This window comes from Desulfuromusa ferrireducens (genome assembly GCF_055389805.1).
The window spans coordinates 1850213-1866426 of record NZ_AP042415.1 but is presented as its reverse complement, the minus strand read 5'-3'; the positions used below and the strand labels follow the sequence as shown (position 1 = coordinate 1866426).

The window sequence follows — 16214 nt, the reverse complement described above, 5'->3', positions numbered from 1 at the left end:
CCAGCAGAGAACAGTCTCTGCGATAAGCTACTTATTTTTTTGCCGCCAGACATGCACTCACCAATGACTTCAGGTCGTTAACGGGCTGGCCGGCAAAGGTTATCTCGCTGCCACAAAGAACTAATTCACCGTAACTTTGCACCGCAACCGAAGGTTGTTTTCCCAGTAACAAAAACAGACTGCCGGGACATTCGCTGCCATCGCTCAGCTCCGACGGTGGCGTCAGGTCGCAGACACCAGCCAATACGCCAGGCTGATCACTCCAGGTCAATTCTTCTAAAGCAAAGCGTAGCTGAGAGAGTCCACTTCGATCCCCTTGATTTAAGACCAGGGTGTTGCCGGTTAAACCGAAACGGAGGGCCGCTTCACCAAGAAAGCAATTCGACAAAGTGTAGGCAAACAGATTTGGGCTGGCCAGTTTGCCCTGCTCAGGCAGCATGGTCTGCAGATAATCCAGATCGGTCTGCAAACAACCGTAGCGGCTGGCAGCAATAATTCCGATCGCGCGTTTTTCGTCCCAGGCTTCTTCCCCGGCGTCCCGCAGACAAAAGGCCAGCGCGGCCAAACCGATGCGGGAAAATTCGTCCAGTCGCCCGAAACGCATATCCGCTTTGGCAAACACCTGTTTGCGCTTCGGAATCTCCAGACTACCCGGGCAAAAAGGTTGCTCGCTGGCAGCGCGGCCTTGCCCACAACCGGCGGCGGTCACCCAGCCAATGCCGTTAATCCATGCCTGCATCAGCCCACCCCCTGTAGAATCACGACACCATTGATGCCACCGAAACCGGAATTGCTGCAGAGCAGGTAGTCACCGGCAATCGGCTGCGAAGCAGAACTCAAGCGCCCCTGTCCAGCCTCTTCGGCATTGCGGCAACCGACGGTTCCTGGAATCAGTTGCTGTTGCAGCGCACGACAAGCGATGGCAATCTCCACCCCGCCGGCCGCCCCCAGACAGTGCCCCAGACTGCCCTTGACGCCATGCAACGGTGGCAGTTTTTCGGCAAACACGCTATTGAAGGCAGTCAGCTCCATCGCATCATTGTAAATGGTCCCGGTGCCGTGGGCATTGATCGCCGCCACTTGAGCGGCGTCAATATCCGCCCTGCCCAGCGCCTGCCGGCAAGCGAGAATCAAACCACTGCCATCGCGCGCCGGGGCGGTTACATGGTGAGCATCGTTGGCCGCCCCCCAACCGGCGATATAGGCCAACGGCATTTCGCCGCTGCGTTTGGCCCGTTCCTCACTCATCAACAGCAAGGCCACGCCAGCCTCACCGAGAGTCAAACCTTTGCGCTGCGAATCAAAAGGACAACAGGCCTCGGCAGAGAGCGCCTGCAACGCCGAAAAGCCGGAGAAAACAAATTCGCTGACTAGGTCCGCGGCGTAAACCATGACCGCCTCTGCCTGTCCGGAGGCAATCAGCCCAGCCGCGCGCCCCACGGCAATGGTCGAAGAAGCGCAGGCCGCGTTGATGTTGCAACCACTATCGTTCAATCCGAAGCGCCGGGCAATCTTGGCCAACAGCGGTTCAAACAGCACCGCTGACGGGATGACTGTCCCCTGCCGCCCTGCGCTAGTCAAACGATCGATCTCACCTTTGGTCGAGGCGACCAGCAAACGGCTGTCGTTCGGCAGCGGACCGATTTGAGTGGCGACCCGTTCCAGGATATCATCGAGCAGCGAGCCTTCTGCCGGGGCCTGCAATGCATCGATACAGGCAGCCTGCGTGGAGATATAACTCTCGCTGTCAAAACGGTCTAATGGTGCAATGCCACTACGCCCGGCCAGCAAGTTCTGCCAGAGCGGTTCAAGTCCGGCGCCCAAAGCGGTGACGGTGACGGCGCGACTGATGACAACCTGTTTCACGACAACTCCCCGCTTAACCAACGCTGCCGGAACGTCTCGTAAAACGGCGGCGGCAGCATCAGCACGTTCTGCTGCTGATCGAGCAACAGCTGCACCGAGTAACCGGTGGTGGTCACTTCCCCTGCGGCATTGCGCAGAATAAATTCGTGATTCAGGCGCACCGCATCAGACCAGTGGAGAATCGCCTCGATGGTAAAGAGTTCGCCAAACTGCAAAGGGCGCTGATAATCGACATGCATCTGCTTGATCGGCGCGATAATTCCCTCGCGGTAAAAATCGAGATAACCGATGCCGTGCTGTTCACCGAGCAGCACCCGGCCATCCTCGAAATAACTTGGATAGCGACCGTGCCAGACGATCCCTAAGGCATCGACCTCCTCAAAGCGCGCTACCCGCTCAACGCTGCAGCGTAGCGCTTCGGGAGCCTCTGCTTGGGGCCGGAAGTAGGCTTTTTTCATCAACTGACTCCTTTTTCGAGCAGCAGGGTGAAGCTGGCGGCCCGTTTATCGTCGACCCGTAATTCACAGGCACAGCGCAACTGCGCCTCCTGCTCGCGACAACCGATGCTGACCTCGATCTGATCACCGGGACCAATCTGTTGGGTAAATTTGGCCCGCTCTAAAGCCAGAAACTGCAGCGGTTGACCGGCGACCTGCTCGGCCAGCCGTTGCGCCAACAGCGTTTGCAGCACCGCCGGCAGGATCGGGTAATCGGGGAAATGCCCGCTAAAACCGATAAAGTCGGCAGCAAAACAGAAGCTCTGTTCGCCGCTTTGTTCGCCGATCCGCGCCGGGCTCAGAACGGCCTGACTGATCGCTTCTCGCATCCTGTTCATGGTTCCTGTTTCCCCTCGTGTATCCAGAGCGATAGTTTGACGCCGTGCCGGTAGTCGTTCATGACAATCTGTTCCGGCAGTCGGACCGTGCCGAACGGTTGATACTGATCGTAAGCCACCCGCCAGTTACCGGAATCGGCCACCAGCCGGGTTTCGCGCAGTTCGCCACGACAATCAAAGACAAATCCGAGGCTGCCGCCGGGCAATAAACGCCAAAGACGCTGGCTGTTGTCACGGCCCTGCAGATGATCGGTCGCTTGAGGCTGCGGTTGCAGGAAAATCTGCCGCAAGCTCTGCGCGACCCCTTGTGCTAGCCCCTTGATCTGTTGCAGTTGCGGAATGGCGCGTTTGAGTTGCTGATCACTTTCAGTGACCTGCAGATCGAACAGCACCACCCCCATTTCGTTCATCGCCAAAAGCCGCGCTTCGCGCAGTTGCAGGTCGAGACGCAAAAACCCCTGCAAGGGAATCTTCTTCGGCCCGACTTCCAACAACGCCGCCTGCCGCAAACGCCAGATACCGCTTTGCTGCAGCCAGTTGGCAGCCAACAACTCTGCCGTTGTCGCTTGTGCCTGACAATCTCTCGGTAACTGCTGTGCTGGAGTCAGCGGCACACAAGCCGCCAGCAGCAACAGCAGTAAGGCACAAAAAAGCCGTCGCATCAGCGGCGCCTCTTCGGCCTAATAGCCGGGATCACCAGCACCGCCGTCGGGACCGCCGCGCTGATACCGAGCAGCACCGTCAGGCCGATGGAATGCAGCGCCGGATGCTTGGCCAACACCAGGGCGCCAAAGCCGACCAGGGTGGTCAGACCGGAAATCAAGATCGCCTTCGACGAGGCTAAATCCTCATCCTGCTGCTCGTGGCAGACCATAAAGATGCCGTAGTCAACGCCAAGGCCGATAATCAAAATTGAAGCAACGACATTGAACAGGTTCATCGGCAGGCCGAGCCAACCCATGCCGCCGAACATCACCAACAACCCGGTCAACACCGGCAGCAGCGCCAACAGCACCGCTGACGGCCGCCGGAACAACAGCAGCAACAGAACCAGCACCGCGATGCCCGCAGCGGTGATAAAGCGGCTGAAGTCGGCACCGATCTCGTGACTGAGCTGGCGACCGAAACGGCTCTGCGAAACCAGAGTCACGCCCGGAAGTTTTGCCAGTTCGACATCCAGGGCCCGGATCAGCTCCGGTCGGTCGGGAATCAGGGTTAACAATTGATAGCCCTGCGGATCCGCAAGCAGCAGATTATCGAGCATCCGGCCCAACCCCCAACTGCTGATCAGCTCCTGATCGATCACTGCCGGCGAGCGGTCGAGACGCTGCCAGAAGGGATCGAAGGCGCTGGCGGAAAAACCATATTTCTGGCCGCTGGCCTGTAGCAGATCGAGAGTGGTCGCCCGCCGTTGCTGCCAGAACTCCTCCCAGGCTAACAAGCGCTGCTGTTGGGTCCGTTGCGAGGGGAGCAGCGGTGCCAGACTGACAATATCATCCGCCAGCCCTTGCTCTTTCAGCGTTTGCCAGACCGAATCATTGCGCTGTAAAGCACTTTCCAGATCGCTGGCCGCAGCAAACACCAAAGCTTTACCACGCATATTGCCCCAACTGGCCGCCAACTGCTGTTCGGCCTGTTGTAACTCCGGTGGCAGATAGCTGAGCTGACGCAGCTCGCCGTTGATCGACAGATGTTGCGCCTGCACAGCGGCAAATCCGGCCACCGCCAGCCAGACCAACAACACCAGCCTGCGCAAGGCCGGTTTACGATCAAATAAGTGCCGGCGCAACTGCCGACGAGACAGAGCGCCCAGCTCTTTGCCGGGACCTATAAAATGCGGCAAAAACACCAACGCCAGCAACAGTGCGGCGACGATCCCGGCCATGGCAAAGATCGCCAACTGGCGCTGTCCCGGCAGCTCCGAACGCAGCAGCACGGCAAACGCCGCCAGGGTGGTCAGTCCACCGAACAGCACCGGCCGCGAGACCGCCCGCAACAGCTGCTCGCGCCGCTCGCTGCCGTTGCGCAGGGCAAAATAGACATGCAGACCAAAATCGATCGTTATGCCGAGCAGCACCGCGCCGAAACCGACGGTGATCCCGGAGAGCGTACCGAAGCAGGCAGCGGCCACCAGCAGCGCCACCGCCATACTGAACAGCGGCAGAAGGTAGACCGACAGCGCCCGCAACGAGCGCAAAAACAGCAAAAACAGCAGCAGGATGCCGACCATCGACACCAGCAACACCAGCTTCATGTCTTTCTGGATTGTCTCAGCATTGGCCAGGGTATAGGAATGCCCGCTGACCAGTTCCGCGCCAATCCCCTCGGGCAGTTGTTGCCGCGCCAAAGTAAATGCGTCGACCAGCGCCCTGCCACCGACCGCATCGGTTATCGCTACCGGGGTATCGGCGAGGATCAAACTGCTGCGTCCGTCAGCGCTGATAAATTGTCCCTGCTCGACACGGACTCCAGGGATCGGATTCAGGTAGCGCAGTTTCTGCAGCGCCAAACGCTCCAACTCTAACGGATCGCGACGGATCTGTCCCTTAAGCGCGACCCCCTGCGGCTGCAGCAGCTGTGCCAGGGCCGTCGCCAGACTGCGGTCAATTTGCTTCGGGCCAAGCCGCGCAGCAATCTCCTGCAGGTCAGCGGCGTCGGCCAGTCGTGGCAGATAGCCTCCCAGCTGGTTGAACAACGGGCTTGCCGTCATTTTTCCCGGCCCACTGAGCGGATGACTGAACAACTCGGTGGGCAACGCCGTCCGCAGAGCCTCGGTTGCCGCCAACAGCGTAGCAGAGTCAACACCGTCTTCAGCGCTCAGATGGATCACCAGCTTGCGGGCAAAGGGCGCCCGCTGCAGTAGCTGGAAGTCACGCGCAACTTGAGAATCGCCATCCGGCAACATCGCCGCGATACTCTCCTCGACCTTCAGTTGACTGAGTTGCCAGACCGCGGTGAGCAGCAACAATAACAGGGCCAGGACCAGCCAGCCGCGGCGGTGCTGAAATTTGAGATAACAGGTGGCGAACAGTTTCATCAGAATTCCGGGGCCGCAAAAGCATCCGCAGGCAGCTCGGCATTGATGATAACCTCGTTGAAGCGCAGCAACGTGCTGTCCCCTTGCAGCTCAACCATCAACACCTCGGCGACATGACTATGGTCGGCGGCAAACTGAATCTGCAGCTGCTCGATAAAGCCAGCTTCACCGGCATCGAGAGGATAAAGGCGCAGGGTTATCGGTGCCGCGGATTGCAACTCCATCCGGTAGCGGCTCTGCAGCCAGTCGAGATCGACCCGCGCCCAGGCCAGCAACTGTTGGGCAATCATGCCCATGATCGGATCGGCGTCGACCGAGAAACGCCCCTTTTCGCGGCTGAGACTGTTCCAGCGCTCGCCACGGTTGCCCTGTAACACAAAGCCGGAGGCGACTGGAGTCAACAGCTCCCAGCGTAACTGATCCGGTTTGCGGTAGACAAAACGGCCCTGCGACAGCAGTTTTTCCGCAAAAATCGCCAGCTGCTTTTCCTGCACAAAATCGCTCGCCAGGGTTTCCGTCTGCGCCGCCGCCTGTTTTAGCTCAGCCAGCAGCGGTGCCAGCTCGCTCGCTTGCGCGTAAGCGGAAGGGGCGCATAACAGCAGCGCCCAAAGGGATGTCAGTAACAGTTTTCTCAGCATCGTCTTTAGTTGATCCATATTTTGATTTCGCCGCGGGCGAGCATTTTTTCGCCACACCAGATCTGCCCTTCGGCAACGGCAAAGCTATCCAATTCGGCCAACGTGGCGATCTCGATCCGCAGCCGCTCACCGGCCCGAGCCGTCTGCAAACAGACCAGCTTTTTGACCCCGACCAGAAAACCCTGCTGCAGCGGCTTGTTTTCCAGGCGATCGAGATAGCCTTTTACCGCGGCATAGCCCTGAGCAATCAGTTCGATCAGAGCGATATCTTCGAGCTTGCCGTCGGCGGCAACCAGCGGACAGTCGGCGGCAACCAGCGCCTCGACCACGCCATTTTTACCGTCAATTTCAAGCAAGCGCTCGACCAGCCGCATCGGCAGCCGGTGCGGGATCAACTGTTCGGCCGCCAGCGGTAACGTTATCGACATCAGTCCTCCCAGTAGCTCGACAGATCATCGAACAGTTGGCTGGAAAAAAGCAGCTTGCGGAAGCGAACCAGTTCATCATGAAATATTCGCGAATTGTCGTACTGAACAAAATCCTGATTGAGAAGCTGATAGACCCGACCGGTGCCACGCCCCAACTTATCAGCATTGCGGAACGATAGAGCCTGCAACTCCGCAAGCACTTCCAGAGTAAGGATATGCTTGGCATTGCTAACCGACTTGAAGGCCTTACGCGCGGCCACCGTGCCCATACTGACGACATCCTGATTGGAAGCGTTGCAACTGATCGAGTTGGTGCTGACCGGGTTGGCAAGTTGGCGGTTTTCGGCGGTGGTCGAAGTCGCCAGGTACTGGGCACCCATAAAGCCCATAGTTAAGCCGAGGGTGCCGGGAATGAGGAATTCCGGCAGTCCTTCGTTGAGATTCTTATCCAGATATTTATTGGTGCGCCGCTCCGATAGATTACACAGGGTGGCAATCGCCATGCAGAGCATATCCATGACAAAACCGATACTCTGTCCGTGAAAGTTGCCGCCGTGGATGATCTTCTTTTTCTCTGGAATGACAATCGGGTTGTCGTTGGATGAGTTCGCTTCAATTTCAACCACCCTGGTCGCCTGAGCAATCGCCTCGGCAACCGGCGCCAGCACCTGTGGGGTGCAGCGCACCGAATAGACATCCTGTACGTTGATACTGGTTTCAAAAACCGGACCATCCGATTTCTGATTGCGAATCAGCTCGTGCATCTCCGAGCGCAGGGTGATATTCCCCGAGCCGTGATACAGCTTGCGGATCGCTTCGGCGATCTCCAACTGCCCGGTGTGCGGCTTGACCAGATGCAGGTCCTCGTCAAAAGCATCATCGATGCCACCGAAAATCTCGATGGCAAAGGCTCCGGTCACACAGCTGAGGTTAAGCAGTTTCTGCGCGCCGAAAAGAGCGAAAGTGGCCAGTGCGGTCATGGCACTGGTCCCGTTCATCAAGGCGATCCCCTCTTTGAAGCTGAGGCGCATCGGTTGCCGGTCGAGTTGCTGATAGACCTCGGCAGCATCACGCAGCTCACCTTGATAGTAAAGTTTTCCCTCGCCGATAATCGCCAACGCCAAATGCGCCAGATGGATCAAATCTCCCGAAGCGCCGACACTGCCACACTCTGGGATATAAGCAGCGACCCGCTGATTGATCATCCACTGCATATGCTCAAGCAGTTCGATACGCACCCCGCTGAAGCCCTTGACCAGGGTATTCAGGCGCACCGCCATCACGGCGACAGCGATATAATCTTTGAGCGGCTCACCGAGACCGGCGGCGTGACTGCGGATCAGATTAACCTGCAGGGCCTCGATCTGTTCATCATCGATAATCTTGTTGCACATCGGCCCGAACGAGGTATTGACCCCGTAAATCACGCGCTTGGCAGCGACCTCTTCTTCCAGAAAACTGCGGCTGGCGCGACAACGCTGCAGCGCCGCCGGCTCGAGGGAAACCTGTTTGTCACCAACACCGATAGCAACGGTTTCATTGATTGTCAGATCATTGCCGTTGAGAATGACTGTCGTCTGTTTGCTCATACTGTTTTAGTCCTGTTCTGGATCGCGCTTACGGCAATCGAAAAATGTCACCGGCTTGCGCTGCTCCGGTCTGATAGTTTTTTGGCTGATCTCTTCCGGGGTCACCAAAATCACCTCTGGTCTGACCCGGGTCTTGGCTGCAATCCGTTCGGCAATACTATCTGCGGTTAAACTGGCATCGCTGCAAGCGACCACCACCCGCAGCCGATCGGAAAGATCAAAATCGTGATGCACTTCGAGGTAATGACCACGCACTGCGCTGATTTCCTGCAACGCACCGCTGATTGCGGCCGGAAACAGGGTCGTCCCACGGCACTTGAGCATCTGCGCCCGTCGACCGCGAATCGGCCCCAGGCGCGGGGTCTGTCGGCCACAACGGCAAGCCTCGCTATGCAGGCTGGCAATATCGCCGGTGCGATAGCGCAGCAGCGGCGTCCCCTCAACCCCAAGCGGGGTCACCACAACCTCACCCGCCTCACCGGCGGTAACCGGTTGTCCCTGTTCATCGAGCAGTTCAAGCAGCACCAGTTCCATCAGCTGATGACCACCGCAACCGGCGGTGCAATCGGCAAAGGCCGTCGCCATTTCGGTGCTGGCATATGTGCTCAGAACTTGCGCCTGCCATTGCTGCTGTAAGGCACAGCCGAGAGCGGAGAGTCCCAGATCGGCTTGGCGGACCGGTTCGCCGATGCAGATCAGCTTTTCGATCCCCAGCCCGGCCGGGCTCTGGCCGCGCTGCAAAAGCTGCTGTCCGATTCCCAACAACAGGCTCGGCACTCCAACCAATACATTCGGCCGCTGGCGGAGAATCAGTTCAGCCACCAGCGCCGGCTGTCCCGAACCGGCCCGGATCGCCGTCGCGCCGATTTTCCGCAAACCGAGAAAATAGGCTATGCCGGCCATGAACACCCGGTCAAGGGCGGCGCCGATCAAAACCCGATCGGAACGCTTGATGCCAGCGGCGATAAACGCCTGTTGTTCATTGTGCGCCAAGCGCTGCAGATCGGATTCGGTCTGCCAGATGGAGACCGGCTCACCGGTGGTTCCAGAGGTCTGACAGATGTCGACCACCTGCTCTTGGGAAACAGCCAGAAAATCAGCATTATGTTCCGACAAATCGGCCTTGTCGGTCAGCGGCAGATCCTGCAGTTCGGCCAGCGAAACAAACGGCTCAGCAACAAAGCCGCGCTGCCGAAACAGCTCCTGATAATAGGGCGAGGTCTGTTGCAGGGTGCGCAAATGCTGCTGCAGCCGGCGCAACTGCACGGCGGCAAGCTGCTCGGCTGAGGCAAATTGATGGCGTTGCAGGTCAGTGTCGACCATCAACCTTCCCCTCCACGCATTTCGCCGAGAGCCGTGGCCATCTGCCCCTTCACCAGTTTACGCAGCCGGAGATGACCACCTTCGCCGGCAAAAGCACTGGTTTCAATCGGCGCTAGCGCCCTTAAGTTGATGCGGCACGGCCGCAACCATTTGCGCCCCGGCGGCAATAAACGGTCGGTGCCATCGATACAGAGCGGAATCAACTGCACCCCAGTACTGATCGCCGCCTTGAAACCACCGGAGTAAAAACGTTGCAACTGGCCGTCGCGACTGCGATGCCCCTCGGGAAAAAACAGCACTGCGCCACCACTGGCGAAAGCGCAGCGGCAGTTGCTCAGGGTTTCCTCCCAACTGTTGCCTTCAACATCCAGATAACGGGCTAAACGCATGAAACCGCTATACCAGAACATCCTAAATGGCCAGGAACGCACGGCGAAGGTGATGTCGTGCACCGGCAGCAGCGCCATACAGTAGGTATCGAAAAAGGAAAGATGGTTGATAACAAACAGATACGGCGTAGCAGGTTCAATATGCTCCATCTGTTCGCGCTGAAAGCGAACAAAGGGGCTCATCAACAGTATCCAGCCGCGACCGTACAGCCAGATAAACCAGCGCACGACCTTATCCGCCGACCAGCGCAGAAACAGCAGGCAGAGTCCAAAAGCAAAGGGGAACAGCAGAATTCCAACCAAGGTCCAGAGCAGCAACAGGCTGTAACACCAGAGGTTCATCAGCACCACTAACGGTCCCACCAGAGGATTTCCCTCGGCTATGCCCTTTCGACTATCGGTCACGCCCGAAATACCCCCGACTATCAGCTATTTGCTGCGATTTTTTCGAGCACAAAACGGTGAATATCGCCCAAAGTGCGGATAGCGCGGACCGCTTCTTCTTCACGAATCTTGAAGTTAAAAGCTCCTTCCAGAACGATAACCATGTCGACGGTATCGAGGCTGTCGAGCTCCAAATCTTGGTAAATATTTGCCTCAGGGGTCATATCCGCCCGATCAAGCTCGAACTCCTCGGCCAGACTGGAATCGATCAGCTCAATTACTTCCTGTTCAGTCATGCGTACTGCTCCTTAAGATGACGGTGGCATTGATGCCACCCATCGCGAAATTATTTTTCAGGATAAGCTGCGGCTGCGCTTTTTGGTTCTGCTGCAGATGCAACAGACCGCCGCACCGCTCATCGATTTGCTGCAGATTGCGGGTCGCCACGAGTTCACCGCGCCGCATCATACCAATGCTGGCAGATAATTCAATAGCACCGCTGGCGGCCATGGTATGCCCCAGATGTCCTTTGAGGCTGCTGACCGGGACCTGATCACCGACCAGTTGCCGAATCGCCTCGGCCTCAGCGACATCCCCGGCCAAGGTGCCAGTGCCGTGGGCATTGATGTAATCAAGCTCAGCAGCAGAAATCCCGGCATCCGCTAGCGCCAACTTCATACATTCCAGCATCGCCCCGACATTGGGGTTGGCAATGCTTGAGGTATCGGAAGTGGTGGCAAAGCCGATGATTTCGGCCAGGATGGTTGCGCCACGCGCTTCGGCGGCAGTCTTTTTTTCCAACAACAGAATGCCGCTGCCCTCACCGCAGACCACGCCATCGCGGGCAGTATCGAAGGGGCGCGGCGACTGATCCGGCTGCTGATTATAAGCGGTCGAAGCAGCGTTGAGCATATCGAAGGTGGCAACCATCAGCGGATGGAATTCATCGGCGCCGCCGCAGAGAACAGCGTCCTGCCGGCCGGAAGCGATCTGCTCGTAAGCAAAACCGATCGCCTGGCAACTGGTCGCACAGGCGGCGGAGGGCGCCATCACCCGTCCGGTGATGCCAAACGCCTGAGCGACATTGGCAGCACAGGAGTGCCCCATAATCTGGAAGAACAGGCCCGCCTTCATCCGCTCCAGGCTGTGATCACGGAAATAATCGGCAAAAAAGTTTTCACTTGTTTCGGTACTGCCCAGAGTCGAGCCAATAATCACCCCGGTCCGTCCGGCAGCAAGCTGCTCATCAGGATAAGCGGCCATGGCTAATGCTTGCTGACTGGCGAGATAGGCATAGATCGACATGCTGGACATCGAGCGGCGCAGTTTGCGCGGGATCTGTTTAGCATCGATCCCCTCGACGGTCGCCGCCAAGCGCGAACGCAGACCACCGACTTTTTCCAACTCGGGGACGATCCGAACCCCGGATTTTCCAGCCAGTAATGCAGCAGTCAGCGGCTCAAAACCATGCCCCAGCGATGAGATAATGCCTATGCCAGTAACAACGACAGACTCTAACGACATGCGGTTAACTCCCCACGCAGATAGTCATGGCCAAGGATCGAGCCACAGGTCAGATAGCTGGCGACCACCGCCCCGAGAAAACCCGGCGCGGCAATTGCCTGCCCGGAGAGAAACAGACCCGACAGTCTGGTTCTCGGCAAGGGATTATACTGACCGAGGAAATGCCCGACTCCGTACAATGCTCCCTCGGGAGCGAGCGAATAGTCGCTCAGCGTTAATGGTGTTGCCAGTTCCAGCAGCTCAAGCTCGACAGCTTGCGGACAATTATCGGCAATCATTTTTAGCAACTGTTCGCCAACGTTCCGCTTGTGTTCACAATAGCCGGCAGAACGCCTTTTATCAGCGGCTTGCCACTGTGCAACCTCGGCATGGCTGGCAGGAACGATCCCGATTAAGCCATTGCTGTCCCCTGTGGCTGCTGGATTGACCGCAGAGAGATAGCACGGTCTTTCAGCCAGCGGTTGTTGCATATTATAGGCAAAGGTGCCCGCTTGCGGCTGCATAAACAGATTACTGCGCCGCAGAAATTCAAGTGGTTGCCGGCTTTTGGCAAAGACGATATAGGCCGAGTGTGATTGGCGTAATTGCTTTAAGCGCTTCCGGTATGCCGGCCGTAGCCCGCCCTGCGGGAGTAGTTGCGGTAACAGCGTCGGATTAACCGTCGCAACCACCTCTTTTGCGACAACCTCTTCGCCACCGGCCAACCGGACACCACGCGTGGCACCAGCAGTCGCAAGGACCGCGGTTACCTCTGCACGACAGCGAATATCGCCACCTGCAGCGGCCAACAATTCGAGCAATGCGGTCACCAGGGCTCGCCCGCCGCCGCCGATGCCATGTGCCGAATGGTAATAGGAGCCAGCCACTTGGGCATTGAGAGTTGTCGAGGCCTCAGTCGGGGAAATGCCGTAAAGTAGGGAATGCATGGAAAGCAGGCTTTGTAATTGAGGATAATCTGAAAATTCCCCTAGGCGCGTTGCCAACGATTCCCCGTGCACCGCGTCCATACTGAATTCGGCGAGGTCGATATCCGGATCCAGATAAGGAAAGCGGCTCCAGTTCTTGGCGACTTCATCCAGGTAGCGCTCGATTCTCTGCTTGGCGCCAGGAAAGCGCTTTCCCAGTTCGCTTTTGATATTGGCAAAACCGACTGGCAAGACAACGGTCTCGCCAGTGGCCGAAATCCGCAACCGATCGAAGCCCTGCTGCGCAAAAGGGAAAAGCTCCAGCTTTTCCTCAAGACCCAAATGCCGATAGAGCGGACGGAAAGCGCCGCCATCGCCCAAGCCACCGACATAGTGAAAACCGCTGTCGAAATAGAGGCCACCACGAGAAAATCCGCGAACCACCGGTGCCGGCTGAGGATGCTGCTCCAAGACCAGGACCTTTCGCCCGCTGCGCGCCAGCAGCAAGGCACAAGTCAACCCGGACAGACCGGATCCGATGATAATGGAGTCGTATTGCATCGATTCAGGGGTAGGCAAGGACGAGTGCAGAGTTGGTGCCACCAAACCCGGCAGAATTACAGAGGACTTTCTTCGGTGCCTGCGGGATGGTCTCGCGGATGATATTCAGCCCGGCGGTTGCCTCGCTCGGTTCAGAGTAGTTGATGTTTGCAGCGATAAACTTTTGTTGCGCCATAATTGTTGCGTAGACCACCTGCGAGGCGCCCGACATCCACAGCTCATGGCCAGTCATCGATTTTAAGGAGGAGACCAGAGGCGTCTTTGCACCGAACACCTTGTGGATATTGGCCGCTTCGGCAGCATCGCCAGCCGGCGTGGAGGTGGCGTGAGCGCAGAGATAATCGATTTCCGCGGCCGCCAGTCCGCTCTGATCGAGGGCCGAGGACATCGCACGGCTGAGACCATCGGCACTCGGTACTGAAAGTTGTGCACCGTCAGAAGAGAATCCATAACCGAGCAATTCGCCAAGGATTGTCGCACCGCGCTGTTCGGCAAGATCGTAACGCTCCAGAATCACCGTTGCCGCACCACCGCTCGGGACCAGACCATCGCGGGCAGCATCAAAAGGGCGACAGGCTGCGGTCGGATTATCCAGCCGCGTGGAAAAGGCCCCCAAGCCATCGAAACTGCACATCGACTGCCAGTTGATTTCCTGGGCACCGCCACAGATCATTCGCTGTTGACGACCGAGTCGAATCAGATCAGCGGCCTGGCCAACGGCATGTCCACCGCTGGAGCAAGCGGAACTCAAAGTCCAACAGGCCCCCTTAGTCTTGAGCAGGGTATTCAGATTCATGGTTACCGAAGAGGTCATCGAGCGAAACACCTGGCCACTGCCGATCGCTTTGGTTTCGCCCCGCTCGCGTAAGATATCGACCTGCTCAATTGCCGCAATACAGCTGGAATCACAACCGTAGATCAAACCGGTCTGTTCATTCTCGATTGCACTTCCGGTCAGACCGGCAAGTTGCAAAGCCTGGCACGCAGAAGCGTAGCTCCAGACAGCAAAGTCCGGCATACTTTTACGCTGTTTTCGCGACAGCAGCGAGGCATCAAAATCCCTTATTTGCCCGGTCAACGGACTGCGGAAACCGAATTCGACCCGCTGCGGATCAACGACAATTCCGGAGCGCCCTTGCCGCAAAGCAATACCGACCGACGTCAGATCGTTGCCCAAGCAGGAGATGATGCCGATACCGGTAATGGCGACTCTATGCAAACCCAACATCCTTCATACTATATATGAGTTCCACCGTTGACGGCAAACACCTGGCCAGTTATATAGCTGGCCCGTTCTGAACAGAGAAAAGAAACCAGCCCTGAAACCTCTTCCGGTTCACCAATTCGCCCCAGTGGGATCAACGGCAGGATCTGATCTTTCGGCAGATCTTCGGTCATCTCGGTAGCGATAAATCCCGGGGAGACGGCATTGACCAGGATTTTGCGCCGGCCGACTTCGGCAGCCAGGGAGCGGGTCGCGCCGATCAAGCCAGCTTTGGCGGCCGAGTAATTGACCTGCCCGGCGATGCCGGTCTCACCAGAGGTGGAAACGATATTGACAATCCGCCCGCAGCGTTTTTTCAACATCCGAGCAACCACCAAGCGGGTGACGTTGAAGAAACCGCCCAGATGTACCGCCAGCACATCCTCCCAATCGGACTGACTCATCAATGCCATAATACCATCACGGGCAAAACCAGCATTGTTAACCAGCGCCAGCGGCACTTGCGATTCCAGCAGCGGTTCAAGAGCCGCTGTCACCGCTGCCGGATCGGCGACATCAAAGGGCAGCAGGGTGCAAACACCACCATCGTTGCGAATCTCTTCCGCCAGCGCTTGTGCGGCCTGATGATCGCTGCGATAGTTGAGCCACAGTTCAAAGCCGTCCCTGGCTAATTCGCGCGCAATGGCAGCGCCGATCCCTTTGCTCGCCCCGGTGACCAGGGCAATCTTCTGTTCTTGCATGCTGTTCCTACCCGAGGTGTGAGGTTTATCTGACGCCAATGACTTTACCACTATCATTGAACTGAACTGCCACGGTCTTAAAGCGGTTGGACCAGTAGACCCAGGTCGACACATCCAGCGAAGGGGTTCTGTGTGTGGCAGGATAACCGAGAGCAGCCATGACACCGTCACGACTCATCCCGACCAGTGCCTTGCCGGCGGCAACCCCTTTTTTATCCAACTTAGACAGCCCTGACAGCGAGATCGGCGCTGAAGATGTGATTTTATCCAGGTACTCCTGAACACTCATTCCCATCCGCGGCTGATGATATTCAAAGACACCCTTTTTGCTGCCATTATCAAAGGTAAAAGTAAAACTCTTGCGCTTCGTTTTGGTCAGCAGGATTTCACTTCCGGCGGGGATAATCAGATGCCCGACACCAGGGTTGGTGTAATTGGCATAGCTGGCTTTGTAGGTCCTGCTGTCTTTGGTCTGAGTGTGAATATTGTATTTAGTAAAACGAACTTCCCCTTTAGCAAGAGCCGTTTGAGCAGAAAACGCCATTAAGACGACCAACGCCCCCCACAAAAACACCTTGGTAAAAGCTGAATTAATCATAAAATCCCCCCATCTAAAAAGGTTAAAACGACCAGACATACTATTAGTAAACCACAACTTTTTCAAGGTGCTTTTTCTATTTTTAGCAACTGTAAAGCTGGGCAAACCAATAAGAATGATCGCTACATAACAAAAAGATATTGCCCGGACTGATTGTCAGGAAATCGATTTC

At 57.2% G+C, this 16214-nt stretch carries 17 protein-coding genes; all 17 read right to left on the bottom strand.

From position 1 onward, the window contains the following. Positions 1-31 precede the first annotated feature (31 nt). Genes ACZ5PT_RS08420 through ACZ5PT_RS08340 form a run of 17 tightly spaced genes read right to left on the bottom strand, consistent with a single transcriptional unit; the run spans position 32 to position 16042 of the window. Positions 32-739, bottom strand: coding sequence for a beta-ketoacyl synthase N-terminal-like domain-containing protein (locus ACZ5PT_RS08420; RefSeq protein WP_464266371.1), 708 nt, complete (start codon positions 737-739; stop codon positions 32-34). Beyond that, a complete protein-coding gene (locus tag ACZ5PT_RS08415) occupies positions 739-1866 on the bottom strand; it encodes a beta-ketoacyl synthase N-terminal-like domain-containing protein (protein WP_464266370.1) in 1128 nt (375 codons plus the stop codon). The genes ACZ5PT_RS08420 and ACZ5PT_RS08415 overlap by 1 nt, the downstream gene beginning before the upstream one ends. Next, positions 1863-2324 (bottom strand): acyl-CoA thioesterase, encoded by a 462-nt coding sequence (locus tag ACZ5PT_RS08410; protein WP_464266369.1) that lies wholly within the window; start codon positions 2322-2324, stop codon positions 1863-1865. The genes ACZ5PT_RS08415 and ACZ5PT_RS08410 overlap by 4 nt, the downstream gene beginning before the upstream one ends. Further along, on the bottom strand, positions 2324-2701 hold the full coding sequence (locus ACZ5PT_RS08405; RefSeq protein ID WP_464266368.1) for a 3-hydroxyacyl-ACP dehydratase FabZ family protein: 378 nt from the start codon (positions 2699-2701) through the stop codon (positions 2324-2326). Before ACZ5PT_RS08405 ends, ACZ5PT_RS08410 begins: the two co-directional genes overlap by 1 nt. Then, the gene (locus ACZ5PT_RS08400) at positions 2698-3363 is read right to left on the bottom strand and encodes a hypothetical protein (protein ID WP_464266367.1); all 666 of its coding nucleotides are present in this window, start codon (positions 3361-3363) and stop codon (positions 2698-2700) included. Before ACZ5PT_RS08400 ends, ACZ5PT_RS08405 begins: the two co-directional genes overlap by 4 nt. After that, a complete protein-coding gene (locus ACZ5PT_RS08395) occupies positions 3363-5738 on the bottom strand; it encodes an MMPL family transporter (RefSeq protein ID WP_464266366.1) in 2376 nt (791 codons plus the stop codon). Before ACZ5PT_RS08395 ends, ACZ5PT_RS08400 begins: the two co-directional genes overlap by 1 nt. Further along, positions 5738-6376, bottom strand: coding sequence for an outer membrane lipoprotein carrier protein LolA (locus ACZ5PT_RS08390; RefSeq protein ID WP_464266365.1), 639 nt, complete (start codon positions 6374-6376; stop codon positions 5738-5740). Before ACZ5PT_RS08390 ends, ACZ5PT_RS08395 begins: the two co-directional genes overlap by 1 nt. 5 nt (positions 6377-6381) lie before the next feature. Continuing rightward, the gene (locus tag ACZ5PT_RS08385; protein WP_464266364.1) at positions 6382-6804 is read right to left on the bottom strand and encodes a hotdog family protein; all 423 of its coding nucleotides are present in this window, start codon (positions 6802-6804) and stop codon (positions 6382-6384) included. Next, a complete protein-coding gene (locus ACZ5PT_RS08380) occupies positions 6804-8393 on the bottom strand; it encodes an HAL/PAL/TAL family ammonia-lyase (RefSeq protein WP_464266363.1) in 1590 nt (529 codons plus the stop codon). Before ACZ5PT_RS08380 ends, ACZ5PT_RS08385 begins: the two co-directional genes overlap by 1 nt. Positions 8394-8399: 6 nt before the next feature. Beyond that, positions 8400-9716, bottom strand: a complete 1317-nt coding sequence (locus tag ACZ5PT_RS08375; protein WP_464266362.1) for a phenylacetate--CoA ligase family protein — start codon at positions 9714-9716, stop codon at positions 8400-8402. After that, on the bottom strand, positions 9716-10510 hold the full coding sequence (locus ACZ5PT_RS08370) for a lysophospholipid acyltransferase family protein (protein ID WP_464266361.1): 795 nt from the start codon (positions 10508-10510) through the stop codon (positions 9716-9718). The genes ACZ5PT_RS08375 and ACZ5PT_RS08370 overlap by 1 nt, the downstream gene beginning before the upstream one ends. A gap of 20 nt (positions 10511-10530) precedes the next feature. Next, a complete protein-coding gene (locus tag ACZ5PT_RS08365; RefSeq protein ID WP_464266360.1) occupies positions 10531-10785 on the bottom strand; it encodes an acyl carrier protein in 255 nt (84 codons plus the stop codon). After that, the gene (locus tag ACZ5PT_RS08360) at positions 10778-12013 is read right to left on the bottom strand and encodes a beta-ketoacyl-[acyl-carrier-protein] synthase family protein (protein WP_464266359.1); all 1236 of its coding nucleotides are present in this window, start codon (positions 12011-12013) and stop codon (positions 10778-10780) included. The genes ACZ5PT_RS08365 and ACZ5PT_RS08360 overlap by 8 nt, the downstream gene beginning before the upstream one ends. Beyond that, a complete protein-coding gene (locus tag ACZ5PT_RS08355; RefSeq protein ID WP_464266358.1) occupies positions 12004-13479 on the bottom strand; it encodes a phytoene desaturase family protein in 1476 nt (491 codons plus the stop codon). The genes ACZ5PT_RS08360 and ACZ5PT_RS08355 overlap by 10 nt, the downstream gene beginning before the upstream one ends. Before the next feature lie 4 nt (positions 13480-13483). Beyond that, entirely contained in the window at positions 13484-14698 is a 1215-nt protein-coding gene (locus ACZ5PT_RS08350) for a beta-ketoacyl-[acyl-carrier-protein] synthase family protein (RefSeq protein ID WP_464266357.1), read from the bottom strand. 17 nt (positions 14699-14715) lie between these two features. Next, on the bottom strand, positions 14716-15444 hold the full coding sequence (fabG, locus tag ACZ5PT_RS08345; RefSeq protein ID WP_464266356.1) for a 3-oxoacyl-ACP reductase FabG: 729 nt from the start codon (positions 15442-15444) through the stop codon (positions 14716-14718). 25 nt (positions 15445-15469) lie between these two features. Beyond that, positions 15470-16042 (bottom strand): hypothetical protein, encoded by a 573-nt coding sequence (locus ACZ5PT_RS08340; RefSeq protein WP_464266355.1) that lies wholly within the window; start codon positions 16040-16042, stop codon positions 15470-15472. Between the last annotated feature and the right edge of the window lie 172 nt (positions 16043-16214).